22 protein-coding genes and 1 tRNA gene are annotated in these 24,661 nt (G+C 59.2%); 20 read left to right on the top strand and 3 right to left on the bottom strand.

Annotated elements, in window-relative coordinates:
• Nucleotides 1-36: 36 nt before the first annotated feature.
• Complete coding sequence (locus tag F6V25_RS11610; RefSeq protein ID WP_151128730.1) at nt 37-438, top strand: hypothetical protein; 402 nt, start codon at nt 37-39, stop codon at nt 436-438.
• An 8-nt stretch (nt 439-446) separates the two neighbouring features.
• On the opposite strand, the gene F6V25_RS11605 is transcribed toward F6V25_RS11610, so the two are convergent.
• The 3 genes from F6V25_RS11605 to F6V25_RS11595 all read right to left on the bottom strand — a co-directional run bounded on the left by F6V25_RS11605 (nt 447) and on the right by F6V25_RS11595 (nt 2,859).
• Nucleotides 447-689, bottom strand: coding sequence for a hypothetical protein (locus F6V25_RS11605; protein ID WP_151128729.1), 243 nt, complete (start codon nt 687-689; stop codon nt 447-449).
• 487 nt (nt 690-1,176) lie between these two features.
• Nucleotides 1,177-2,370, bottom strand: a complete 1,194-nt coding sequence (gene traF, locus F6V25_RS11600; protein ID WP_151128728.1) for a conjugal transfer protein TraF — start codon at nt 2,368-2,370, stop codon at nt 1,177-1,179.
• A 413-nt stretch (nt 2,371-2,783) separates the two neighbouring features.
• A tRNA-His gene (locus F6V25_RS11595) sits at nt 2,784-2,859 on the bottom strand.
• Nucleotides 2,860-3,145: 286 nt separating this feature from the next.
• Here F6V25_RS11595 and F6V25_RS11590 point away from each other — a divergent pair.
• The 19 genes from F6V25_RS11590 (at nt 3,146) to kdsA (ending at nt 24,633) form a co-directional block, all read left to right on the top strand.
• Nucleotides 3,146-5,839: a 2-oxoglutarate dehydrogenase E1 component gene (locus F6V25_RS11590; protein ID WP_151128727.1), complete on the top strand. Its 2,694-nt coding sequence runs from the start codon at nt 3,146-3,148 to the stop codon at nt 5,837-5,839.
• Between the two features lie 58 nt (nt 5,840-5,897).
• Nucleotides 5,898-7,043, top strand: a complete 1,146-nt coding sequence (locus F6V25_RS11585) for a hypothetical protein (protein WP_151128726.1) — start codon at nt 5,898-5,900, stop codon at nt 7,041-7,043.
• A gap of 215 nt (nt 7,044-7,258) precedes the next feature.
• The gene (locus tag F6V25_RS11580) at nt 7,259-7,735 is read left to right on the top strand and encodes a cytochrome P460 family protein (RefSeq protein ID WP_151128725.1); all 477 of its coding nucleotides are present in this window, start codon (nt 7,259-7,261) and stop codon (nt 7,733-7,735) included.
• Nucleotides 7,736-7,777: 42 nt separating this feature from the next.
• A complete protein-coding gene (locus F6V25_RS11575; protein ID WP_151128724.1) occupies nt 7,778-8,992 on the top strand; it encodes a hybrid sensor histidine kinase/response regulator in 1,215 nt (404 codons plus the stop codon).
• A gap of 13 nt (nt 8,993-9,005) precedes the next feature.
• Nucleotides 9,006-9,401, top strand: a complete 396-nt coding sequence (locus tag F6V25_RS11570) for a response regulator (protein ID WP_151128723.1) — start codon at nt 9,006-9,008, stop codon at nt 9,399-9,401.
• Nucleotides 9,402-9,431: 30 nt separating this feature from the next.
• The gene (locus tag F6V25_RS11565) at nt 9,432-11,288 is read left to right on the top strand and encodes a methyl-accepting chemotaxis protein (protein ID WP_151128722.1); all 1,857 of its coding nucleotides are present in this window, start codon (nt 9,432-9,434) and stop codon (nt 11,286-11,288) included.
• Between the two features lie 28 nt (nt 11,289-11,316).
• Nucleotides 11,317-11,679 (top strand): STAS domain-containing protein, encoded by a 363-nt coding sequence (locus F6V25_RS11560; RefSeq protein ID WP_151128721.1) that lies wholly within the window; start codon nt 11,317-11,319, stop codon nt 11,677-11,679.
• The gene (locus F6V25_RS11555) at nt 11,679-12,044 is read left to right on the top strand and encodes a response regulator (protein WP_151128720.1); all 366 of its coding nucleotides are present in this window, start codon (nt 11,679-11,681) and stop codon (nt 12,042-12,044) included. Before F6V25_RS11560 ends, F6V25_RS11555 begins: the two co-directional genes overlap by 1 nt.
• Nucleotides 12,045-12,090: 46 nt before the next feature.
• Complete coding sequence (locus tag F6V25_RS11550) at nt 12,091-14,214, top strand: chemotaxis protein CheA (protein ID WP_151128719.1); 2,124 nt, start codon at nt 12,091-12,093, stop codon at nt 14,212-14,214.
• Nucleotides 14,215-14,353: 139 nt separating this feature from the next.
• Nucleotides 14,354-16,027: a methyl-accepting chemotaxis protein gene (locus F6V25_RS11545; RefSeq protein ID WP_151128718.1), complete on the top strand. Its 1,674-nt coding sequence runs from the start codon at nt 14,354-14,356 to the stop codon at nt 16,025-16,027.
• A gap of 9 nt (nt 16,028-16,036) precedes the next feature.
• Nucleotides 16,037-16,519: a chemotaxis protein CheW gene (locus tag F6V25_RS11540; protein WP_149309202.1), complete on the top strand. Its 483-nt coding sequence runs from the start codon at nt 16,037-16,039 to the stop codon at nt 16,517-16,519.
• Between the two features lie 36 nt (nt 16,520-16,555).
• Nucleotides 16,556-17,383, top strand: a complete 828-nt coding sequence (locus F6V25_RS11535) for a response regulator (protein WP_151128717.1) — start codon at nt 16,556-16,558, stop codon at nt 17,381-17,383.
• Nucleotides 17,384-17,432: 49 nt separating this feature from the next.
• The gene (locus F6V25_RS11530) at nt 17,433-18,302 is read left to right on the top strand and encodes a CheR family methyltransferase (RefSeq protein WP_151128716.1); all 870 of its coding nucleotides are present in this window, start codon (nt 17,433-17,435) and stop codon (nt 18,300-18,302) included.
• Nucleotides 18,299-18,787: a chemotaxis protein CheD gene (locus tag F6V25_RS11525; protein ID WP_151128715.1), complete on the top strand. Its 489-nt coding sequence runs from the start codon at nt 18,299-18,301 to the stop codon at nt 18,785-18,787. The genes F6V25_RS11530 and F6V25_RS11525 overlap by 4 nt, the downstream gene beginning before the upstream one ends.
• Before the next feature lie 34 nt (nt 18,788-18,821).
• Nucleotides 18,822-19,892 carry a protein-glutamate methylesterase/protein-glutamine glutaminase gene (locus tag F6V25_RS11520; protein ID WP_151128714.1) on the top strand — a complete coding sequence of 357 codons (1,071 nt, stop codon included), beginning with the start codon at nt 18,822-18,824 and terminating at the stop codon, nt 19,890-19,892.
• Between the two features lie 12 nt (nt 19,893-19,904).
• Nucleotides 19,905-21,143: an EAL and HDOD domain-containing protein gene (locus F6V25_RS11515; RefSeq protein WP_151128713.1), complete on the top strand. Its 1,239-nt coding sequence runs from the start codon at nt 19,905-19,907 to the stop codon at nt 21,141-21,143.
• 267 nt (nt 21,144-21,410) lie between these two features.
• Nucleotides 21,411-22,175 (top strand): 3-deoxy-manno-octulosonate cytidylyltransferase, encoded by a 765-nt coding sequence (gene kdsB, locus F6V25_RS11510; RefSeq protein WP_151128712.1) that lies wholly within the window; start codon nt 21,411-21,413, stop codon nt 22,173-22,175.
• A gap of 31 nt (nt 22,176-22,206) precedes the next feature.
• Nucleotides 22,207-23,811 (top strand): CTP synthase, encoded by a 1,605-nt coding sequence (locus F6V25_RS11505; RefSeq protein ID WP_151128711.1) that lies wholly within the window; start codon nt 22,207-22,209, stop codon nt 23,809-23,811.
• Nucleotides 23,812-23,814: 3 nt separating this feature from the next.
• Nucleotides 23,815-24,633 carry a 3-deoxy-8-phosphooctulonate synthase gene (gene kdsA / locus F6V25_RS11500; protein WP_151128710.1) on the top strand — a complete coding sequence of 273 codons (819 nt, stop codon included), beginning with the start codon at nt 23,815-23,817 and terminating at the stop codon, nt 24,631-24,633.
• Nucleotides 24,634-24,661: the final 28 nt, after the last annotated feature.

Genomic DNA, 24,661 nt, shown 5'->3' with positions numbered 1-24,661 from the left:
CTCTGATATACTAGGACTACCCAACAAGGAGGCGTCATGCGCCATACCGTATTCATACTGGCGGTTGCCACCATTCTTTTTGCCGGCTGCGTCTACAGGATCACCCCCCAAAACGTCGAGCAGAAGCTCATCGCCGGAAAAACGACCAAACAGGAGGTGGTGAAACTCTACGGCGCCCCCTACCTGAGGTACAAGACCCCCGGCATGTCCATGGCCTCGGGCAAAAAGGAATACCAACTCCACACGGGAGGGGAAATCTGGCTCTATTACATCCATTACCTAGGGCTGCTCGACATCATGGAGCAGGAGACCTTGCGCATCCTGTTCAACGAGAAGGGGATCGTATCCTCCTATACCTTTACCAACGCCACGTCAGCCGGCTCTTTCCCCCAAAAACCGCCGCAACAATCCCCCTCCCCCACCCCGCTTCTCCGGTAATGCGCGCCTCACCGCCTTCGTCCCGCATACCATTTCCAATAGAACAGGAGCGATATCATCGGGATCGCGATCAAGGCCGCAATGATATACGGCACGATAATATCGATGTTCGTATCGAAAAACATGCTGCGCAGCTGGGGGGAACAGGAGGGGATGAGGCAGATGGTTGAGAGGTAGAGGCCGATGCACATGGTGATGATGGAGTTCAGGATCAACCAATGGAATATGGTTTTGTATTTGTCAGATTTCATGTCGTGCCTACCTTTACCACGGAGTAGCAGCAACGAATCCCGAAACACACGTCCTTACACGTCCCCCTGATTGAGTAGCATTTGACATGCCAAAAACCGCTCCCGGCCCACCCCACTTTCAACATACCGGTATTGCACATAAAAATAGCGATCCCCCGCCCTGTGCATCGTCTGAAGATGAATAGTTTCAAAATACCAATTAAAGCAGTCAACAACACACAACCGTTCGTAGTTGTTTGTTTTTTGTATATTTCACCGGATTCAGTGCTGTATAAATTATTGTTCACAGTCGCCACAATTGGCGAGCCCCAGAGCACTGTCGGTATTGTTTGATGATTAATGTGGTAGGAGAAGAGCGCGAAGACAACAGAAAGCCCTCCATGATGCGTCCGCACCGTGGAGGGCTATTTACTGGACTCTATTCAGCGAGGCGAGCCCCCCCGCCGCAAAAAAGTGGGGGAGTCTCGTGATTCGAACCGAGGATCGTTTAAAACGCAAGATTCAGACTGCACTGAACCTTCGCCTCGGATGGATACGAGTGATTGTCGTATTTAACGGTACCAAGACCGTAAGCACCGTCGATATCGAGGTATATCATCGGGGCACCGACACTGAGACCGGCGGTCACGGCACCACCCGATTCGGAAAGATCGGTGTACCCACCGACACGGAGCTTGAGAGACTGGAAGGGGTGAAATTCCGCACCACCACCCAATAGTTGGCTTTTCAGCCCTGGGACAACCGTGGTATTTTTGATCACGTCGATATCGGCGACCACATCCAGCCAGCTCGCGAGCTCTGCAGCGACCCCGGCACGGATTTGCGGATCCACGTTGAATTTGTCGCCGTTCTTTGCGGAAAATGAGGGGGCGTTGAGATTCTTACCGATCAGGCCGACGGTGACCGGAATCGGCAGAAGAGCTTCCGGTTTCCACATCACGCCGAGATCGATTCCCCATGAGGACGAGCCGTTACGGTTTCTGGACAGGTCCTTTGTCAGGTCTTTCGAGGAGAGGACCGTACCATTATTAAATATTTTTGGATTTTCTGAAGTAACCTCACCATACAGGTATTTGCCGGTGATGCCGAGGCCGACGTGGCCCAACTTGCCGACATCCAGGAGATACCCGTACGATATGGGGGCTTCGATAAGCGCGATGCCGCGTGTTGTTACGTAGTCATTATTCAGCGACGTAGTAATACTGCCGGGAGGGTTTGTTGTGTCAACGGGAACGGTGTGAGGAACCGCGCCCCCCTCAAATGTTCCGAAGACACCAAAACCGAACTGTTTGACTTGGGCGCCGAGAGCGGTGTTGGCGGTGACCCGGAGGTTGTCGGAAGCGGAGACATTGGCAACGGCATTGGCAAGGTTGTTTATGGCGGTAGTGTTTGTCTGGTTACTGTTCCAGGCCTTGTACGTTGTTGAAAGATTGTCGATGTCCTCTGCCAGTTTTTTTTCCGGTTTAAGGCCGGCAGCAGCAGTCAAGGACACGCTTACGGTCTTCTTCGCAAAGGCAAGGCCGGCGGGATTCCAGTACGGAGACATGGCGCCATCACTACGAGCGACTCCGGCCCCTCCGACGCCGAGGGCGCCGCTGCCTACCGCTTGAAATTCGAGAGCATACCCGCTCTTACAGAGACTGAGGATCGCAAAAGCGGCTATTACTGAGCGTTTCATCATACAGTTTCACTCCTGGAGGTGAGATTAATGACGGCAAAATGCAGACACATGATTAATGAATTCCCCCGCCACAAAGGATAGGCGGAATTTGGCCCGCAGAGATTAATATCTTTTCGTAGGTATTACAATAGGCAGAAGCGCCCGCATTGACAAATTTCAAATGTCGGGACTCGGACTGGTGGAGGCGCTTGGTGGCCTTTGCCGGTTTTTCAGGGATTTTTTTTACAATGGATACAACCGAAACAGCGTTGAATGGCAAACGGGAAGGTGCAGGTGGAAGTAGTAGCTCTTTCCCCGCTGGAGCAGATGTGGTATACGATAAGGGCCTTCTTTTGTATCTCGGCTTGTGTGCCGAAACGAGAAGAAGACCCTTGATAGAAAAACTGCCATTTCAAGCAGTTATAGCGTTTTTTTGGGGTGGCTAGTGGGATTTGAACCCACGCATGTACGAGTCACAGTCGTATGTGTTAACCGCTTCACCATAGCCACCATAAAAGAGTTCGTTTATATATCCCGAAACAGGAAAATCGTCAAGCCCAAAATCATGCGATTGATCTGGCGCCTGTGCATATCACTTGAGCTTTACCTGCGTAACGACGCCAGAGAGGCGGTGCCCCCCGAGGCGGACCCATGAGGCCGCACTGCCGGAGTTCCATTTTGTGGGGCAACCACCAACGCCGCAACGAATTTCTGCTCTGAACAGAGGACATTTTGTGGTAGGCTACCCCAAAAGCCTACACGTAGCGACAGCGCATTCTTATCTTACGAGGCAGACATGGCAAAAAACTTCATTTCCAATCTCTCCGGTCCATGGCTTGAATCTCTCTATGAAACCTGGCAGCGGGACAACACGGCAGTGGCGGAGGAGTGGCAGCATTTTTTCAGCGGTTTCGAGCTTGGCAGAGAGAACGGTGCGCCTCCCACGCCCGGGGTGATGGACGAGACTGCCGCCCTGAAACAGTCCGGCGTTCAGTCGCTCATCTACCGTTACCGCAATATCGGCCACCTGCTGGCCTGCACCGATCCCCTCTCCCCCTGCCTGCTCGAGCACCCCCTGCTGCTGCTTTCCGAGTTCGGCCTGGGCGACGACGACCTTGACACCCGTTTTACCGCGCGGCGGTTCATCAGGCAGAGCGCAACCCTGCGGGAGATCGTGGCGACCCTGCGGGAGAGCTACTGCCGGGAAATCGGCGTCGAGTTCATGCACATCCAGGAACCGGCCGAGCGGCAATGGCTGATCGACCGCATGGAGCCGCGCCGCAACAGGCCGGAGCTTTCCTCGGGAGAGCGGCTGCACATCCTGGAGAAGCTCCACGAGGCGGCGCTGTTCGAGTCGTTTCTCCAGCGGCGCTTTCCCGGGCAGAAGCGTTTTTCACTGGAAGGGGGCGATGTCCTGATCCCGGTGCTGGATGCGCTCAGGCAGGCGTGCCCGGCAGCCGGCATCAGCGACCTGGTGCTGGGCATGGCGCACCGCGGCAGACTGAACGTGCTGGCCCATATCTTCGGCAAGCCCTATGAGGACATCTTCGCCGAATTCCGCGACACCATGGAATTCGGTTTCCTGGGCGATGGGGACGTGAAATACCACAAGGGGTACTCGGCCGACATCGAATTGCCCGGCGGCAAGCTGCACCTGACCCTCACCTCCAACCCAAGCCACCTGGAGGCGGTCAACCCGGTGGTCGAGGGCAAATGCCGCGCCCGGCAGACCCGCTACGGCGAGGGAGGGGCTCAGCGGGTGCTGCCGCTCTTGATCCATGGCGACGCAGCCTTTGCGGGACAGGGGAGCATCATGGAGGTGCTCAACATGTCCCAGCTTGAGGGGTATGGAACCGGCGGCACCATCCATGTGGTACTCAACAACCAGATCGGCTTTACCACGCTCCCCAAGGATGCCCGTTCGACCCGCTATGCCACGGATGTGGCCAAGATGTTGGCCTGCCCCATCTTCCACGTGCAGGGCGAAGCCCCGGAGACCGCCGTGCACGCCGCCCGCCTGGCCTTGGAATACCGGCAGACATTTGGCCGCGACGTGGTGCTCGAACTGATCTGCTATCGCCGCCATGGCCATAACGAAGGGGACGAGCCGGCCTTCACCCAGCCGCTCATGTACCGCAAGATTACGGCCCGCCCCCCGGTCAACCGGATTTACGCCGATACCCTGGCCGAAGCGGGATTGGATGCGACGGAACTGGCCGGCATCGAGCAGGGGATAGCGACCCGCCTCGACAACGCCCTGCAAACCGAAACTCAGGCGACAGAGATCGGTTTTCATCAACAATGGAGCGATATCGGCCGCAATTATGCCACCGCCGCCAGCGAAACCGGCGTCCCGGGGGAAAAACTCGTGGCCCTCGCCCGAAGCCTGGTGGAACTGCCGCCCGGTTTCACCCCCCATGCCAAGATCCTGACCTTGATCAAGAAGCGCTTTGAAGCGGTGACGAGCGGGAATGGACTGGACTGGGGCAACGCCGAGACCCTGGCGTACGCCACACTGCTTGACGAGGGCATGCCGGTGCGCCTCTCGGGACAGGATTCGAGGCGCGGGACCTTCAACCACCGCCACTGCGTCCTGCACGACACCACCACCGGCGCCTCTTATACGCCGCTGGCGGCGACGGCACGGGCGGGGGCAACGTTCCAGGCCTGGGACAGCCTCCTGTCGGAGTTCGGCGTACTCGGCTTCGAGTACGGCTATTCCCTGGAAACCCCCAACGGCCTCGTCATCTGGGAGGCCCAGTTCGGGGATTTCGCCAATGGCGCTCAGGTCATCATCGACCAGTTCATCGCCAGCGGGGAAACCAAGTGGAACCGGGCCAGCGGGCTCGTCATGCTGCTTCCCCACGGCTACGAAGGCCAGGGGGCCGAGCACTCCAGCGCACGCATCGAGCGCTACCTGCAACTGTGCGCCCGGGAGAACATGGTGGTGGCCACGCCCTCCACACCGGCCCAGATGTTCCACCTGCTGCGCCGCCAGCTCAAGCAGCCCTTCCGGAAACCGCTGATCGTCTTTACGCCCAAGAGCCTGCTGCGCCACCCGAGTTGCGTTTCCTCCCTCGACGATTTGCAGCATGGCGGCTTCCAGGAGGTGATCCTGGACAGCCCCGACACCGCCGAAGTCACCCGGGTGCTTGTCTGTAGCGGCAAGATCTATTATGAACTGGTTGAAGAGCGCGACCGCCTGGGTCGAAGCGATACCGCCATCGTCAGGGTCGAGCAGCTCTACCCGTTGCGCAGTGACCTGCTCGGGGAGATTGTCGGGGTTCTGCCCCCGGGAACCCGCTTCACCTGGGTCCAGGAGGAGCCGGAGAATATGGGGGCGTGGCCCTATCTGCGCCGCTATTTGACCGAGGCAGCAGGGGCGATACGCTACGTGGGGCGCCCGGAGGACAGCTGCCCCGCCGTCGGCTCCCATCGTATCCATGCCGACGAACAGAAGGCCATCATCAGCGCAGCATTCACCGACTGACCATCCCACGCCCGCGCCGCCGGGCGTGACACCACAAGATGGATTGCCCAGGGATTTTATGCCAGATTTGCTATTCATATCCGACAACCCCAAGGTGGTGCAGATAAAAGATCTGCTCCAGCCGTCGCTCAAGCTGGAAATCGGCGTAACGGCGAGCCTCCAGGACCTCGGGGAGGAACTCCACGGCCACCAACCGTCAGTAATCTGCATCCAAGAACAGGTAGCGGGGACAGGGTCCGAAGAGATCGTCAACCTCATTCGGGCGGAGCTGGGAGAGAGGCCCTCCCTGTTTGTCCTGCTGCGCGCGGGGGACGACAACGCCGTGCCGGCCGGACCATGCTTCAAGCACGCCATCGACCTGAGCCTGCCCGTGGAACAGCTTGCCAAGAGTATCCTTCGCGTGGTACTCAAACCGGCTTTCAAACTCCGCTGGAACGATATCTACATCCCCCGGGACCGGCACAAAGCGGCGACGGCGCCCCCAGCCCGGGAGGAAACGGAACCTGGAGGGGCGGACGCCGCCCCTCCAAAAGCGGAGATCCCGGCCGAGCTATTGAAGGCGTTTGAACACAACTACCACTCCCGGCATCGCGGCAGATGGCTGAAGTATGCCGCAGCCTCCCTGGCGGCATGCCTGGCCGTCGGGGGCTGGTACCTGACCTCGGGCAGGTTAGATCAAAGGGGGAGCGTCTCCTCGCCGCCACCGCCACCGTCACGGCCGGCGGCCAAATCTCCGGCGGTGCCCCCTGCCCTTCCGGCAAAAAAGAGCATCCCCCGCCCCCCGGCCCCCTCTCCCGTTGCAATCGCCCGGAAGGCCCCATCGGCCTCGCGCACGGCTGCCGCCCCCCCGGTTGCGACGGTGAAACTGCCGTCGTTTATTCCGGGGAAAGGGAGGGACAACGCCTATTCCCGGCGGAAACCGAACTGGGAGCGCTATACCGATGCGAACTACGAGTTCCGCATTCTCAGGTCGGGCAGCCGCATCAAAGCCCTCCAGGTGCTGGCGTCAAAACGACATGCCATCAGCGAGGCATTTCTCAAATCCGCCCTGGCCGAAGTTGCGGGAACCAGCGACTACCGCATAACCTCCCACGAGCAAAAGGATGGTTTTTCCATACGACGCGGGAAGGTAAGCAACGGGGCGGGAATTGTGCTTTACGACCAAGGGCAGAACCTGCGGGCCTTTGTCATCTCGATCCCCTAAGTGTCGCACCGGTCGACAACACTGGAGTTGCGTGAACCAGAACGACACCAAGCGCCTTGGTGACGGATGACAATGCAGAGTTGCGGTTCGCCTTGGCGCTACGCCTGGGCGCCTTTGACCATCTGACCGAGCCGTTTGAGACGTATTTACCATTTGGACATACCGGCAAGTTATGTTAAGTTATTTTTCATATTACTTCAGGAGTCTTGATATTTATGAACCGGATCGTAGCAGTTGCCATGTTGTGCCTTATCTCCCTGCCGGCCGCCTTGTGGGCCGGTTCCTCCTCCCCTTCCCTTCCCAAGTCGTACCATTCCTGGCAAAAAAGCGGCCGCAAGGTCGTCACCGACAAAAGCTCGCTTTTTTACGGGATTCACTACATCTATGCCGACAAGAAGGCCATGAATGGGTATAAGGCCGGCAACCGCTTTGCCGAGGGGAGTTCCATCATCATCGAGCACTTCAACATCAAGGACGGCGCAGGTTCTCCCACCGAGGGTTCCAAGAACATGGTCGTCCTGATGCGCAAGGACAAACGCATGAAAACGACCGGTGGCTGGCTGTTTGCCGGATACGGCGCCGACGGCGCCCCCAGCGGGCTTGACCCCGTGAGCACCTGCTTCGGTTGCCACCAGAAAGACGCGGCCAAGAAGGATTACGTTATCTCTACCATCAACGATTTCAAAAAGTAGCCATGTGGCGAATCCGCATCACGATCACTTCACCGGGCAGACATGACCTCATCCGCAGAGCCGCTTGACCGTCGGCTTCCCCATATCCTCGTCGTGGACGACGAGGAGGATATTCTGCGCCTGATTACCTTCGGCCTCGAACAATCGGGATTCAGGGTCAGTACCGCCGAACATGCCGCCGGGGCGCGCCGCCTGCTGCAAGATGACGAGTTCGATACGATCATCACGGATGTCATGATGCCGGACGAGGACGGCATTACCTTTCTGGGGGACATCCACCGGCGCCGGCCGGATACCCCCATCATCATCATGACCGGATACGCCCAGTTCCAAGTGGCTGTCAACGCCATCAAGAACGGGGCATTCGACTTCATCTCCAAGCCTTTCGACTTGCTCTACCTGCAGAACGTGGTCGCAAAGGCCGTCAACTACTCGAAGTTGCTGCGCATGGAAAAGAACTGCCGTGCCGAACTCGAAGAAGCCGTTGTCGCCCGGACCGGGGAGTTGAAAAACGCCCTGACGGAGTTGGAAAAGACGCGCACGGCCCTGCTCGGGGCGGCCAACGAAAAAAGCGAATTCATGGCGACCATCACCCATGAAATGCGCACCCCCATGAACGGCGTGATCGGGGCGCTTGATCTGCTTGCGGATACGGATACTTCGGGCGTTCAGAAAGAATACCTGGAAATGGCCCGCCAGTCGGCCGAAAAGATGATGGAACTCGTAGACCGGGTGCTTTCGTTCAGGAACGGAGCCAGCCGCACGGCGGCGATCAGGCGTGAATTTCTCGACCTTCCCTCGACCGTGGAGCGGTTGGCCCGGGAGCATCGCGAACGATTCGCCGAAAAGAAACTCAGCCTCGATGTCCGGATAGCGCCGGACGTACCCCGGAGAATCGCCTGCGACGGCGAACAACTGTACCGGCTCTTGGGGATACTGCTGGAAAACGCCCTCAAGTTTACCGACGCCGGATGGGTGCGCCTGGAGGTTGCCGCGGGGGGGCCAGAAGATTCCTGCGTATGCTTCACCGTGCGCGACAGCGGCAGCGGCATCCCTGACGACATGCTCGAACGGATTTTCGAACCCTTTGTCCAGGTGGACAGTTCGCTGACGCGGCGCTTCGGCGGCGTAGGACTCGGCCTGAGTATTGCAAAACACATCGCCGACCTTCTAGATGGCCGTTTGTGGGCTGAAAGCCGGCCAGGCGCCGGATGCAGCTTTCATTTCCAGGTCAAGGCAGATACGACGTTACACTAAAAAGGAGCCCTTCGTGAAATGCCTCATTGTGGAAGACGACTTCATTTCGCGCCGAATTCTCAAAGAGATGCTGTCGGAGCATTTCGACTGCGATATCGCCATCAATGGCGAAGAGGCGGTGACATCCTTTCGGCTGGCCCACGAGGGCAAACACCCCTATGACCTGATCTGCATGGATATCATGATGCCGGGGGTCAACGGCCAGGAGGCGCTGAAGCGTATCCGGGAGTTGGAACGCTCGCTCCAGGTTCCCCCGAAACTGGAGGCCAAGGTAATCATGACTACCGCACTGGACGACCCCAAAACGGTCGTTCAGGCATTCTACCAGGGTGGCGCGACCGCCTATCTCGTCAAACCGATCAGCAGGCAGAAGCTGATGAACGAACTACGGGTGCTCGGTCTGCTGTAACTTCCCTCACCCCCATTAAGGACGCATTCCATGCCCTCTGCAACACCGCACATCACCATACCCCCGGTCGGATCGAACAGCGAAAAGGCACTTGCCGGGTGGCGCTCCGTCATAACCCCTTCAATCGATACACTCAAAAAACTGGCAGGCACCACCGAGGACGAGTTTCTTCAGATCGGTGCCCAAATGCAGGATTTCTACCAACGTTCCCAAGAGATCACGTCCATGGCCAACCGGATGGTCGAGGCCGTCTCCGGCCCACAAGCCCAGACGGTGGTCGAGCGTCTGCGCGAGATGATGGGAAATATGGAGGCCTATCTCTCCAGCACCCGTTCCCAGAGCCATGAGAACTGCACCATGCTGGAACGTATTCTGGAACTCCTCGACCATTTGACGGAGCCCCTGGACGGGTTTCAGAAGATGTACAAGATTCTGCGGATGCTGAGCACCTCGACAAAGATCGAGAGTTCCCGCCTGGGCGAACTGGGCCTCGGGTTCCATACCCTGGCCATGGACGTGGAAAAGCTCTCCCACATGGTGCACGAGAAATCGGCCAGTATCCAGGGCGACCGGCAGATGCTGGCCGACATGATCGGGGATACCCTGCGCACCGTCCGCACCAGCGAAGCCGACCAGGACAGGGAGTTGAGCACGACCCTCGCGAGCGCCTCCCACACCCTGGAAGAGTTGGTCTCCGTCAACGACCGCTGTACCAGCTTTGCCACCATGATCTCATCCATCTCCGGCGAGGTCTCCGGCAATCTCAGCGAAGTGGTCGCTTCCATGCAGATGCACGACATGACCCGTCAGCAGTTCGAACACATTGTGGAGGCCTTGGAATGCCTTGCCGCCAAGTTACAGGGCTTCTCCGCCGCCGATCATACGAACGGGGATCCCCACAGACTGATCACGGAAACCGGCGACGTGTGCGAACTTCAATCCGCACAACTCCGTCATGCGGCATCAGAGCTCTGCGGAGCGGTTCGCTCCATCGTCGATAACCTTCGGGACATGGCCGGAAAACAGGCTCGGATGACCTCGGAGACCCTGAGCACCACCGGCATCACCGATTCCACAACCGGAGGTTCGTTCGTGGGGGCCATCAGCGACGACATGGGCACCGTAACCGCGGTGCTGGCCAAATGTACCCTGGCCGACCAGGAGATGTCCGCCACGCTGAAGAAGGTTGCCGATACGATGCAGGAGGTAACCGGCTTTGTAACGGATATTGAAGACATCGGCCTGGAGATCGACCTGATCGCCCTCAACTCCCAGATCAAAGCGGCCCACACCGGCCGCGAGGGCGCCGCCCTGGGGGTGCTCGCAGAGGCGATCAAGCGGCTTTCCGTTGATGCAGTGACCCAGACCTCGGCGGTTTCGGAGGCCTTGCTGCAAATCAACCATGTCACGGAGCGCCTTTTCGGCGAGGCGAGCCAGGAGCGGGAGCACCTTGGGGCGAAGGTTGCCACCATGGAAGAGGAAACCGAACAGATCCTTGCCTCCCTGGGCACGATGAACGGCGAACTGGTCTCCCTGCTGGCCGCTCTCAACGGCAAGGTTCAAACCCTGACGGAGAGGATAGAAGAGGCCACGGGAAGCATGGATGCCCACGAGCGGGTCGCGAGCCTGACGGACGAAGTCATGTCCCGCCTCGATGTCATTGTCAGGGAAGCCCGGGAACTCGAACCGGCCAGCACGGAATTCAAGGATAACCTGCGCCACATGGAAGAACGCTACACCATGGAGAGCGAACGCAGCATCCATGAGTCGATTGCCCGCAAGCGCGGCATAGCCAGTGCCATAGTGGCACCGAAGGACGCCGCACCGGAAGTGCCGTCATCCACGGACGCCGATTCGGAGTTCGGCGACAATGTCGATCTTTTTTAGACATGATACATGAGCGAGGGGGAATGGCATGATGGAACAAAAAGCATGTGACCCGAAAAGAACGGCGGATGCTTCGGCCAGAACACTGGCGATCGATGGCGCCTTGACCATCGAACGGAGCGGCGAATTCCGCCAAACCCTTAGGGACGCCCTTGCCGGCGCTCAGCAGGTCGTCCTGGATGTGACACAGGTGCAAGAGATCGACATACCGGGCTTGCAGTTGATCTGCTCCGCATGCAAGACGGCAGCAGCCGCCGGCAAGGTGTTCACCTTTGCGGGGCACCTCCCCGCGTGTCTGCTGGAATTGAAGGACGGGATCGGGGCATGCCAGAACAGCCCGTGCAGTCACAACGGAAACTCATCCTGCATTTGGTTCGGAGGTATGAAATAATGGCAAAACTGATAATGACGGCCGACGATTCGGCCAGTGTCCGGCAGATGGTCAGTTTCACCCTCAAGCAAAACGGCTATGACGTTCTTGAGGCGGTGGACGGCAAAGACGCCCTGGTCAAGCTTTCCTCCCAAAAGGTAGATATGCTGATTACCGACCTGAACATGCCGAACGTCGACGGCCTGGGGTTGATCAGGGGCGTTCGGGCCGGGGCGCTCAACAAGTTCATCCCAATCATCATGCTGACCACCGAATCCCAAGACGGCAAGAAATCGGAAGGCAAGGCCGCCGGCGCAACCGGCTGGATCGTGAAGCCTTTCAAACCCGAGCAGCTTATAGCCGTCATCAAGAAGGTTCTCGGGTGATCGCTGCCGCTTCGACACATACCCTAGCCGCACGAGGCCCACTATCATGATCGAACAGCATATTGTCACGTACCGGGAAGAGGCGAACGAACTGCTGGCGGAACTGGAAACGTCGCTTCTCGAACTGGAAGAGAACCCCACGGACGAAGAGTTGATCGGCAGGGTCTTCCGCGCCATGCACACCATCAAGGGGTCGGGCGCCATGTTCGGCTTCGACGAGGTCGCCCAATTTACCCACGAGGTGGAAACGGTCTTCGATCTGGTACGCAACGGGAAGATGACGGTTTCGAAACTGCTCCTGAACCTGACCCTGCGCGCCCGGGATCACATCAAGAGCCTCCTGGACGCATCCGTTTCCGGGGAGGAGTCCGACCGCGCCGAAGGCGAGGCGGTTATTGCCGGACTCAAACAGCTCGTTCCGTCATCCCCGAACGAACCGAGTCCACCGCCAGTCCAGAGTCAGCCCGCTCCTGACGCCGAGGCCGAGACGTTGAAGACCTGGCGCATCCGCTTCAAACCGTGCCCGGAAATTTTCCTGTCCGGCACAAAACCGCTGGGCTTGATCAATGAACTCCGCGAGTTGGGGACCTGCCATGTGGTGGCCCACACCGCGGGCGTCCCTGTGCTGAACGACATGAACCCCGAACTCTGCTACATTTACTGGGATATCATCCTGACCACCGCGCGTGGTATGGACGCCATCAAGGATGTCTTCATCTTCATAGAGGACGATTGCGAATTGAAGGTGGATTTGATCGACGACGGCGGCACCGGCGATACGGACCTGGACTATAAGAAACTGGGCGATATCCTGGTGGAGCGCGGCGACCTGAGCCCGATGGAAATCCAGAAGATCCTCGGCCTCCAAAAACGCTTTGGAGAGCTGGCGGTTGCCGTCGGGGCCATTACGCCCGACAAGGTGCAGTCTGCCCTGGTGGAGCAGCAGCACGTCAAGAACGTGCGCCAGGAGCGGGCCACACAGGAATCGACCTCCAGCATCCGCGTGCCTGCCGAAAAGCTTGACCTGCTGGTCAACCTGGTGGGGGAACTGGTCACGGTTCAGGCCCATCTCAGCCAGACGGCGGCCCTTCACGGCAACACCGATTTCGCCTCCATCGCCGAGGAGGTGGAACGCCTGACCAACGACCTGCGCGATACGGCCCTCAACATCCGCATGCTGCCCATCGGCACCACCTTCAGCAAGTTCAAGCGCCTGGTGCGCGACCTTTCCCAAGAACTGGGCAAGGAGATCGAGATGGAGACCGAAGGGGCGGAAACGGAACTGGACAAAACCGTCATCGAGCGGCTCAACGACCCCCTGGTGCACCTGATCCGCAACAGTATCGACCACGGCATCGAAATGCCCGACGTGCGCCTGGCCGCCGGCAAACCGGCCCAGGGGACCGTACACCTGGGGGCGATGCACTCCGGGGACAGTGTCCTGATCACCATCCGCGACGACGGGGCGGGACTCGACAAGGAGGCCATCCGCGCTAAGGCCGTGGAGCGGGGGATTATTGCGGCCACTGCCGAGTTGTCGGACAAGGAGATCTATAATCTGATCTTTGCGCCCGGTTTCTCCACCGCCGCCAAGGTAACCAACGTCTCGGGTCGCGGCGTGGGCATGGATGTAGTCAAAAAGGCCATCGAAGGGCTTCGCGGCAGCATCGACATCACCACGGCGCAGGGGACGGGCAGCACCATCACGCTCAAGATCCCCCTGACCCTGGCCATCATCGAAAGCCTGCTGGTGCGCATCGGCCCCGACTACTTCGTCATGCCGCTCTCGTCGGTCGAGGAGTGCGTCGAACTCACCCGGGACAACATCGAGGAGGCCCACGGCCGCCATCTGGCCAACGTGCGCGGCGCCATCGTCCCCTATATTCCGCTCCGGGATCAATTCAGCATCTCCGCCAACCGTCCGGACATCGAACAGATCGTCATCACGAACATCCACGGCACCAAGGTCGGCTTCGTCGTGGACAGCGTCATCGGCGAACACCAGACGGTCATCAAGTCCCTGGGGCGGATGTATCGCGACGTCAGAGGCATTTCAGGCGCCACGATCCTGGGAGACGGCACCGTGGCCCTGATCCTCGACATGGGGCTCTTGCTCCAGTCGGCCGAAGCCCTTGAGCAGGGCGGGGTATCCTCCGCTGCCCCAATGTGAACAGTACAAAACATTTTTGGGGTGCTACGCAACGTGTGGTTTCAATAATTGCCGATAATGCGCCGTGTTAAGCGGGCATCCCACCCCGTGGTATTTTTGATTGCAGTATAATGACAAACATCATCAAGGAGGCGACAGCATGCTCAACAACATGAAAATTGGAAAACGGCTCGCATTTGGATTTGGCATCATATTGGCGCTTATGTTGGCGCTGATTTGGATCGGCATCTCCGATATGGGGCAGATCCAGGGAAAACTGGAGCACATCGTCAAGGTCAACAATATGCGATCAGAGCTGACAAGCGATATGTTGAACAATGTCTACGAGGTATCGGTAAACCTCCGCAATGCGATCATCGACGAGAATGCCGAGAAACGCCAGGAATACGGCAAGAATATTCAGGAACAGCGCGACAAGTACAATGAGGGCCTCAAAAAGATCGAAAGCCTGACCACGAAAGAGGACCCGAAAGGCCTGGAGTTGCTTGCCAAGGTCAAGGAGGGCCAGGACGCGGCGCGCACCTTGAACAGCAAGGTGCTTGAACTCACCCTAGCCGGAAAAAACACGGAGGCGTCATCTTTGATGATGAAAGAGGCCCGTCCAGCGACCAGAAAATGGATCGGTTTTCTCAATGATTTTAGCGATTACCAAAAGGAACGCACCCGGATACGTCACGAGGAGGCGGTCAAGACCTACGAGACCGCCCGTATGTCGATACTTGTCATCGGCGGCGCGGCCATACTGTTTGCGGTTTTCGTGGCCTTGTTCCTGACGCGAGGCATCGTGCGCCCGCTCACTGAAGCCGTGGGTGTGGCCAACGCCTTGGCCGCGGGGGACCTGACCGTCGCGGTGGAGGTCAGGAGCAAGGACGAGACCGGCCAATTGATGGAAGCTATCAGGAACATGGTCGAGAAACTCAAACACGTGGTGGGTGACGTGATCGCCGCGGCCGACAATGTGGCCTCCGGCAGCCAGGAACTCTCCGCCACGGCGCAGCAGCTCTCCCAGGGGGCCACCGAGCAGGCGGCTTCCGCCGAGGAGATCTCCTCCTCCATGGAGGAGATGACCTCCAGCATCAAGCAGAACGCCGACAACTCGGGCCAGACCGAGAAGATCGCCGTCAAGAGCGCCAGCGACGCCAAGGAAGGAGGTAAGGCCGTGGCCGGGACCGTGGGGGCCATGAAGGAGATCGCCACCAAGATCTCCATCATTGAGGAGATCGCCCGCCAGACCAACCTGCTGGCCTTGAACGCCGCCATCGAGGCGGCCCGGGCCGGGGAGCACGGCAAGGGATTTGCCGTGGTCGCCTCGGAGGTGCGCAAACTGGCCGAGCGCTCGCAGGCGGCGGCCGGCGAGATCAGCGAGCTCTCCACCCGCAGCGTCCAGGTGGCCGAGGCCGCCGGCGACATGCTGGACAAGATGCTGCCGGACATCCAGAAGACCGCCGAACTGGTGCAGGAGATCAGCGCCTCCAGCAAGGAGCAGGACACCGGGGCCGAACAGATCAACAAGGCCATCCAGCAGCTGGACAGCGTCATCCAGCAGAACGCCTCGGCCAGCGAGGAGATGGCCTCCACCTCGGAAGAGCTTTCGGGTCAGGCCGAGCAGTTGAAGGATTCCATCAGCTTTTTCCGCATCGACGCAGGCCAGGCACGGGGTTTGCAAAACCCCCGTCCGGCCCGCAAGAACGTCCAAATCGCCCACGTCGCCCGGAACGTTTCCGCTCCGGCGGTCCGCAAAGGCAGCGGGATCAGTCTCGACTTGGGAACCCCGGGGCCGGATCGTCTTGACGACGAATTCGAGAAATTCTAGGGGGGCGCCATGAGTGCAGCGGACATCATCGAAACGGTCCAGTATCTCACCTTCAAGCTCGACGAGGAGGTCTTTGCCCTCGACGTGGCCAAGGTCAGGGAGATATTGGAGTACACCGGCATCACCAAGGTGCCCCAGACCCCGGACTTCATGCGGGGGGTCATCAACCTGCGGGGCAGCGTCGTCCCGGTCATCGACCTGCGGCTCAAATTCGGCATGTCGGCCACCGAGCGCACGGTCAACACCTGTATCATCGTGGTGGAGGTGGAATTGGAGGACGAGACCCTTATCCTGGGTGTTCTGGCCGACTCGGTTCAGGAGGTGATCGAGATGGAGCCGGAGCAGATCGAGGCCGCGCCCCACATCGGCACCCACCTCAACACCGACTTCATCAAGGGCATGGGCAAGCACGACAACAGATTCATCATGATCCTGGACAGCGATAAAATATTTACCGATGAAGAGTTGTACACGGTGCAGGACGTGGGGTGACAGCCCGATTCCACGTATGGCGGGGCAGCGACGACCATGCAGCACGAAGCGATAAAATACCAGGTATGGAGTTATCCCACGTCGCCCCAGGCGGGGCTTGCGGACGATAAAATGCCGCGCATCCTCCTGGCCGAAGACAACAGCCTGGACCAAGTCAGCATCCGCAGGCTGCTGGAAAAGGGCAACGTGCAGGTCCACTGCGTCGATAACGGCCGCGACGCCGTGGACGAGGCCAGAAGCGGGAGATACGACCTCATCCTGATGGATATCCTCATGCCGGAGATGGACGGTTTTGTGGCCACCCTCAAAATCCGCGAAGAGGAGCAGGCCGCCCGCGGGGGCACTGTGCCGATCATCGCCCTGACCGCCTACTCCCTCAAGGCGATCCAGGACAAGTGCCGTAGCGTCGGCATGAACGGGTATCTTTCAAAGCCGATGTCGGCCAGGGAGTTGCGGGCGGTGTGCGGCCTGTTTTGCGTCCTTCCCCCCGGGGAAGGGGCAGAACCGGAAGCCTGCGGAACGCTCCCCATCCTGGACGAAGAAGAGGCGCTGGAGAACCTGGGGGGGGTCCGGCCCCTCTATGATGAGCTTGTTGACATGTTCATCGACCAAGCCCCTCATTTGATCGACCATCTTGCCGACCTTGTCAGGGCCGGTGATACGGAGGCGACCAAAAGGCACATCCGCAGATTGATGGTATCCGCCGACACCATCGGCGCCAAGCGTCTCGCACATCTGTGCAGTCACATTCAGTCGAGCCTTGACGGCGGCAATCTGGACGACTGTGCACAATGGACCGCCCAACTCCCCCACGAGCTGGAGCTTCTTACGAACACTATTCTTCTTGACAGGGATGGCCTATGAGTGTGCACCGGCGGTCGATTATGACCTCTCCCCGTATTGGAACGCTTTTATGAACCCGCACGACGAGGCCTTCCATACCCCCGGCATTCCTGCAGTACTTAAAGACAGGGAATTCAACAGGTTCAGCGGTTTTATCTATGACGAGGTCGGCATCAAGATGCCGGCGGCCAAGAAGACCATGTTGGAGGCCCGCTTGCAAAAGCGGCTCAAAGCCCTCGGCATGCGTACCTTCGAGGAATACGCGGAGCACGTTTTCAGCGGCGCTGAGAAGAGCAGTGAGCTGATCCACCTGATCGACGTGGTGACGACCAACAAGACCGATTTTTTCCGGGAGCCCGCCCATTTCGACTTCCTTGTGAAATCGGCGCTTCCTGCGCTGGTGGAGGCGCGGGAGGCCGGTTACCGGTCGCCGCTCAAGATATGGAGCGCCGGCTGTTCCAGCGGCGAAGAACCGTACACCCTGACCATGGTCCTATCGGAGTTCATGGCGAGCAATCCCGGGTTTCGCGTTTCCATCCTGGCAACGGATATCTCGACGGCGGTGTTGGAAAAGGCAAAAAACGCCATCTACACCGAAGATCGCGTCGACCCCATCCCTTTGCAGATGAAGAAAAAATACCTATTGAGAAGTCGCGACAAAAGCAAGGGGCTGGTGCGTGTGGCTCCCCACCTGCGCTCCCTGGTCCAGTTCAGGCGCCTGAACTTCATGGAGGATTTCGGCATGCGGGAACAGATGGAGATCATCTTCTGCCGCAATGTCATCATCTATTTCGACAAGCCGACCCAAGAGCGGCTGCTGAACAAATTCTGCCGCCAACTGGTTCCCGGGGGGTATCTCTTTCTCGGGCACTCCGAAACCTTGAGCGGCCTGAATGTCCCCTTGACGCCGGTGGCATCGACCGTGTATCGAAAACTATGAAAAACCTGTACGACAAGCATGTGTGCAACGTATACTTGAAACCGGGGGAGATTTTCATCGCCCGGAGCCCTGCCCTTGTCTCCACGGTGCTCGGTTCCTGCGTTGCGGTGATTTTGCATGCGCCCCGGATCGGCGTAGGGGCCATCTGTCACGCCATGCTCCCCGGCGGAAAAGCGGAGCAGGATGATTTTCGTTATGTGGACAGAGCCGTAACATATCTGTATAACCGGATAAGCGCCCTGTGCGGCGGCCCAAACGACATCGAGGCCAAGCTCTTCGGGGGGGCGAACGTGCTCAACTTCACCGTCCGCAACGACGGAGCGGGGTCGGTTGGGGGCCAGAACATCGAAGCCGCCTTGCAGGCGCTCGACAGGCTCGGCCTGAAGGTATCGGCCGCCGATACCGGCGGCAACCAGGGCAGAAAGCTGTTTTTCTATTCCCATAGCGGCGAGGTTTTCGTGCGCCAGGTACGAAAGATCTTCTGATGATCGGTGTCCAGAGTACCAAGAGGGAATCATCATGACGGCCAGGATCAAGGTGCTGATCGTCGACGACTCTGCCCTCGTCAGGCAGGCGTTGACCGAAATCCTGTCGTCTGACCCCCACATCGAGGTCATGGCCGCCGCCTCGGATCCGTTTGTGGCAGCGGAGCGCATGAAGGAATGTGTCCCGGACGTCATCACACTCGATGTCGAGATGCCGCGCATGGACGGCCTGACGTTTCTTCAGAAGATCATGACCCAGCACCCCATCCCGGTGGTCATGTGCTCAAGCCTGACCGATTCGGGCAGCGAAACGGCCCTCAAGGCCCTGGAGTACGGCGCGGTCGAGATCATCGCCAAGCCCAAGATGGGGACCAAGCAGTTTATCGAAGAATCGCGGGTCCGCATCTGCGATACGATCAAGGCGGCGGCCATGTCCAGACCCCGGCCGCTGGCGATGCGGGCGACCCACACGGTGACCCCCAAGCTGTCCGCCGATGTCATCATGGAAAAACCCACGACCCGGGCCATGATACAGACCACGGAAAAGGTCGTGGTGGTGGGGGCCTCCACCGGCGGCACCGAGGCCCTCAAGACCTTTCTCGAAATGCTGCCGGAAAATGCCCCGGGTATCGTCATCGTCCAGCACATGCCGGAACATTTCACGGCCGCCTTTGCCAAGCGCCTCAACGGCATCTGCCGCGTAACGGTGAAGGAGGCGGCCGACAACGATTCGGTGGTCCGCGGGCGGGTGCTGATCGCGCCGGGAAACCATCATCTGCTGCTCAAACGTAGCGGCGCCCGGTATTATGTGGAGATCAAGGAGGGCCCCCTGGTGTCCCGCCACCGTCCTTCGGTGGATGTCCTGTTCCGGTCGGCCGCGCGCTACGCGGGGAAAAACGCCGTGGGCGTCATCATGACCGGCATGGGGGACGACGGTGCCCACGGCATGAAGGAGCTGTTCGACGCCGGCGCAATGACCCTGGCCCAGGACGAAGCGACCTGCGTGGTGTACGGCATGCCGAACGAAGCGGTCAAGCGGGGCGGCGTCCACAGGACGCTCTCACTTCAGAACATTGCCACGGAAGTACTGAAGCTGTGCGGGTAACGGGTTAACGCTATGGGGCAGAACAACGAAAATTTCTTTCTGGGCCGGCAACCGATCCTCAACCGCAAACAGGAGATCGTCGGCTACGAGTTGCTCTTCCGCGCCACCACGGTAAACCGCGCGGAATTCGAAAGCTGCTCCCAGGCCAGCACCAGCGTCATCACCAGCGCCCTGTCGAATTTCGGCCTCCAGGAGGTCCTGGGCGGAAAATTCGGTTTCATCAACGTCTACCTCGGCCTGTTTCTCTCGGAATTGCTCGAACTGCTCCCCATCAGGCAATCAGTTCTCGAACTTCTGGAAACCATCGAGCTCGACGACCATGTCGCCGAGCGCTGCCGCGAGTTGAGAAAGCTCGGTTTCAAGCTGGCCCTGGACGACCATGTGTACAGCCCCGAATATCACGAAATCTACTCCGCCGTCGATTACATCAAGATCGATATCCTGGAAACCAGCCCGGAACGACTGCCCGAGATCGTCCGCAAGCTGCGTCAGTGGCCGCTCAAGCTCCTGGCGGAAAAAGTCGAGACCTTCGAACAGTTCGAAACCTGCGCCGCACTTGGCTTCGATTACTTTCAGGGGTATTTTTTCGAACGTCCGGTGGTGCTCAACAAAAAACGGTTCGATGTCTCGAGCAGGGCCATGCTCACCTTGCTCCAACAGCTTACCATGGACGCCCCCCCCGAAGAGCTGGAACAGACCTTCAAGGAGAACCCGAGCCTCTCCTATAACCTTCTGCGTCTGGTCAACTCCGTTGCCCTGGGCATGCGCGAAAAGATCAAGACCCTCCGGCACGCAATCCTCATGCTGGGAACCAACCACCTGCGGCGCTGGATCCAGTTGTCCCTGTTCTCCGGCAACGATTCCCGCGGCATCGACAATCCGCTTTTGGAGATGGCGGCGGTACGGGGGCGCCTGATGGAAACACTGGTGCTGCAAAAGCTGCAACACGCCTCTTCCTCCGAACAATCGGAAGAGGCCTTTATGACCGGCATCCTGTCCCTTCTCGATGTCCTGTTCGAAACGCCCATGGACGAGATCATCTCGAACCTCAACCTCAACGAGGAGATCTGCGCCGCCCTCCTCGATCGCTCGGGGCGATTGGGCGAACTGCTCCTGCTTGCCGAGAAACTGGAAGTGACCGATTTCGACGCGGTCACGCCGTTACTCGAGCGGTGCGGCATAACACTCGACGAACTCCTGACAGCCCAACTCGAGGCCTTCAACTGGCGGTCCGGCATCATAGCCCACTGATGCGCCGACGGCATGGTCCGGTGCGGCAGCCGGGCTAAAGCTAAGCCTTTCCATCCTTGACACCCCATTCTTTTTGAGGTAGCCTATTATGTCCTACCATAGGACATGCCTGATTCCAGGGCGCATTCAAACAACACGCTTGCAGGCTTCCTGGCGTTTTTTCGGCGTACCGGTTCGTAGGGCGCTGCCATGCTCCTTGTTTGCCTGTTTTCCTTTGAATCCGCCCCGTGGTGTACCACTCGAAATTCCTTGCAAGGTCACGTCAGTATGAAAATCACAGCAATCATTCCCGCCCGATACGCTTCCACGCGTTTTCCGGGGAAGGCCCTGGCCGATATCGGGGGCAGGCCGATGATCCAGCATGTCTATGAACGGGCGTGCAAAGCATCCCTGGTCTCGCGGGTCATCGTGGCAACGGACGATACGCGCATCGCCGATGCCATCAGGCTGATCGGCGGCGAGGCGGTCATGACCTCCACCAGCCACGAAACCGGCACCGACCGTCTGGCAGAGGTAGCGCACAGCCTGGATACGGATATCATCGTCAATGTACAGGGCGATGAGCCGCTTATCTCCCCGGAGATGATCGACCAGGCCATCGAGCCCTTTCTCCATGACCCAGCCCTGCAGATGGGGACCCTGAAGACGCGCATCAAGTGCCTGCACGACTTTTTGAGTCCGAACGTGGTCAAGGTGGTGACCGGCGCCGACGGCTGCGCCCTGTATTTTTCCCGTTCCCCCCTCCCCTTTTTCCGGGACAAGTGGCAGGACCTGAAAGACGAATCCTTTGCCAATGGCAAACTGCTCTGCTACAAGCATGTCGGTCTCTATGTCTACCGCCGGGACTTTCTGCTGGAGTATGCCGCCATGCCGCCGACATTCCTGGAGATCTCGGAGAAACTGGAACAGTTGCGGGCCATAGAGAACGGCATACGTATCCGCGTGATCGAAACGGAATTCGAATCCATCGGTGTAGATACCCCCGATGACCTGGCCAAGGCGCAGGAGCGCTACCGCATAGTGACGCAATAATTTTCTAGCCTTTCCCACAGGAGCAGATTTTATGAAAACCAAGTTTATCTTCATCACCGGCGGGGTTGTCTCGTCCATCGGCAAAGGACTGGCGGCCGCTTCCCTGGGCGCCTTGCTCGAGGCGCGCGGTCTGCGCGTTACCATGCAGAAGCTGGACCCCTATATCAACGTGGACCCCGGCACCATGTCTCCGTTCCAGCACGGCGAAGTCTTTGTCACCGACGACGGCGCCGAAACCGATCTGGACCTGGGGCACTACGAGCGCTACACCAACGCCCGCCTCTCCAAGAAAAGCAACTTCACCACCGGCCAGGTTTATTTCTCCGTTATCGACAAGGAGCGGCGCGGCGACTACCTAGGTGGCACGGTACAGGTCATCCCCCATATCACCGACGAGATCAAGAACAAGATCATCGAGAACGCCAAAGGGGCGGACGTGGCCATCGTCGAGGTGGGGGGTACTGTGGGCGATATCGAATCCCTCCCCTTCCTGGAGGCGATTCGCCAGTTCCGTTACGACCGCGGCCACGGCAATACCCTCTATATCCATGTTACCCTGGTGCCCTACATCCGCACCGCCGGAGAACTGAAGACCAAACCGACCCAGCATTCGGTCATGGAACTGCGCAAGATCGGTATCCAGCCCGACATCCTGCTCTGCCGCTGCGAGCGGGAACTGCCCCAAGAGATGAAGAAAAAGATCGCCCTGTTCTGCAACGTCGAAGAGAAAGACGTCATCCCGGTAGTTGACTCGGAACACATCTATGCCGTGCCCCAGTCGCTCAACAAGGAACGGCTGGATGAGCAGGTGGTGGACAAGCTCAACATCTGGACCAAGGAACCGGACCTGACCCCGTGGCAGGACGTGGTGGAGACCCTGCGGCACCCCAGCCACGGCGAGGTGCGCATCGCGGTGGTCGGCAAGTACGTCAACCTGACCGAGTCCTACAAATCCCTGGCCGAGGCCCTGACCCACGGCGGCATCGCCAACGACTGCCGGGTATACCTCAAGTATGTCGACTCGGAAAAGATCGAACGGGACGGCATTGACGGCCATCTCGACGATGTGGACGGCATCCTGGTGCCGGGCGGGTTCGGTGAGCGCGGGACCGAGGGGAAAATCATCGCAATCCAGTTCGCCCGCACCGCAAACATCCCCTTCTTCGGGATCTGCCTGGGGCTGCAGATGGCGGTCATCGAATTTTCCCGCAACGTCTGCGGCGTCAAGGATGCCTGTTCAAGCGAGTTCTCGGACTGCGGCTCCCCGCTCATCCATCTTATGGAGGACCAGAAATCCGTCAGCAAAAAGGGGGGGACCATGCGGCTCGGGGCATACCCCTGCGCCGTCACCAAGGGGACCCTCGCCCATGCGGCCTACAACGCCACCGAGATCTCCGAGCGGCATCGCCATCGCTACGAATTCAACAACAAATACCGTTCCGCCCTCACGGGAAAAGGGATGATCCTGTCCGGCATCTACAAGGACAAGGATCTGGTGGAGATTATCGAACTCCCCAACCACCCCTGGTTCCTGGGGTGCCAATTCCATCCCGAGTTCAAATCCAAACCGCTCCAGCCCCACCCGCTCTTCCGGGCCTTCGTCGGGGCGGCACTTGCGTACCGCAATAAGAGGTAAACCATGACCCGCGAGATCGCAATCAACGATGTCAAGATTGGCGGAGGCAGGCCGCTGGTGCTGGTGGCCGGCCCCTGCGTCATCGAGTCGGAGGCGGCAACCCTGCGCCACGCCGAGCGGCTGCTGACCATCTGCAACGGCCTGTCCATACCGCTCATCTTCAAGGCGTCCTACGACAAGGCCAACCGCACCTCTATCGGCGGTTTTCGGGGACCGGGCATCAAGGACGGCCTGAAGATCCTGGCCAAGGTGAAGGACTCCCTCGGCCTGTCGGTGCTCTCGGATATCCATTCCATCGAGCAGGTGGCGCCGGCGGCAGAGGTGCTGGACGTGCTGCAGATACCGGCCTTTCTCTGCCGGCAAACCGACCTCATTATAGCGGCGGCCCAGAGCGGCCGGGTCATCAACATCAAAAAAGGGCAATTCCTGGCCCCCTGGGACATGAAAAACGTGGCCGCCAAGGCGGTGGCCTCGGGCAACGAAAATATCATCCTCACCGAACGGGGCGCCTCCTTCGGCTACAACAACCTGGTGGTGGATATGCGCACCTTCCCGATCATGCGCGCCACCGGCTTCCCGGTCATCTTCGACGCCACCCACAGCGTGCAGCTTCCCGGAGGCCAGGGGGAGTGTTCCGGCGGCCAGCGGGAGTACGTGGAATACCTCTCCCGTGCCGCCGTTGCGGCGGGCATAGACGGGATCTTCATGGAGGTGCACGAAGACCCGGACAAGGCGCTGTGCGACGGCCCCAACTCCATTCCCCTGGACGATCTGCCGACGCTCCTGAAGCTGCTCAAGTCGATCGATGCCTTGGTCAAATAGGTTCGCCTTTCCTCCCGGTATCAACACT

Origin of the sequence: Oryzomonas japonica (genome assembly GCF_008802365.1) — a bacterium.
GTDB lineage: Bacteria > Desulfobacterota > Desulfuromonadia > Geobacterales > Pseudopelobacteraceae > Oryzomonas > Oryzomonas japonica.
This window is presented reverse-complemented; position numbering and strand designations above follow the sequence as displayed.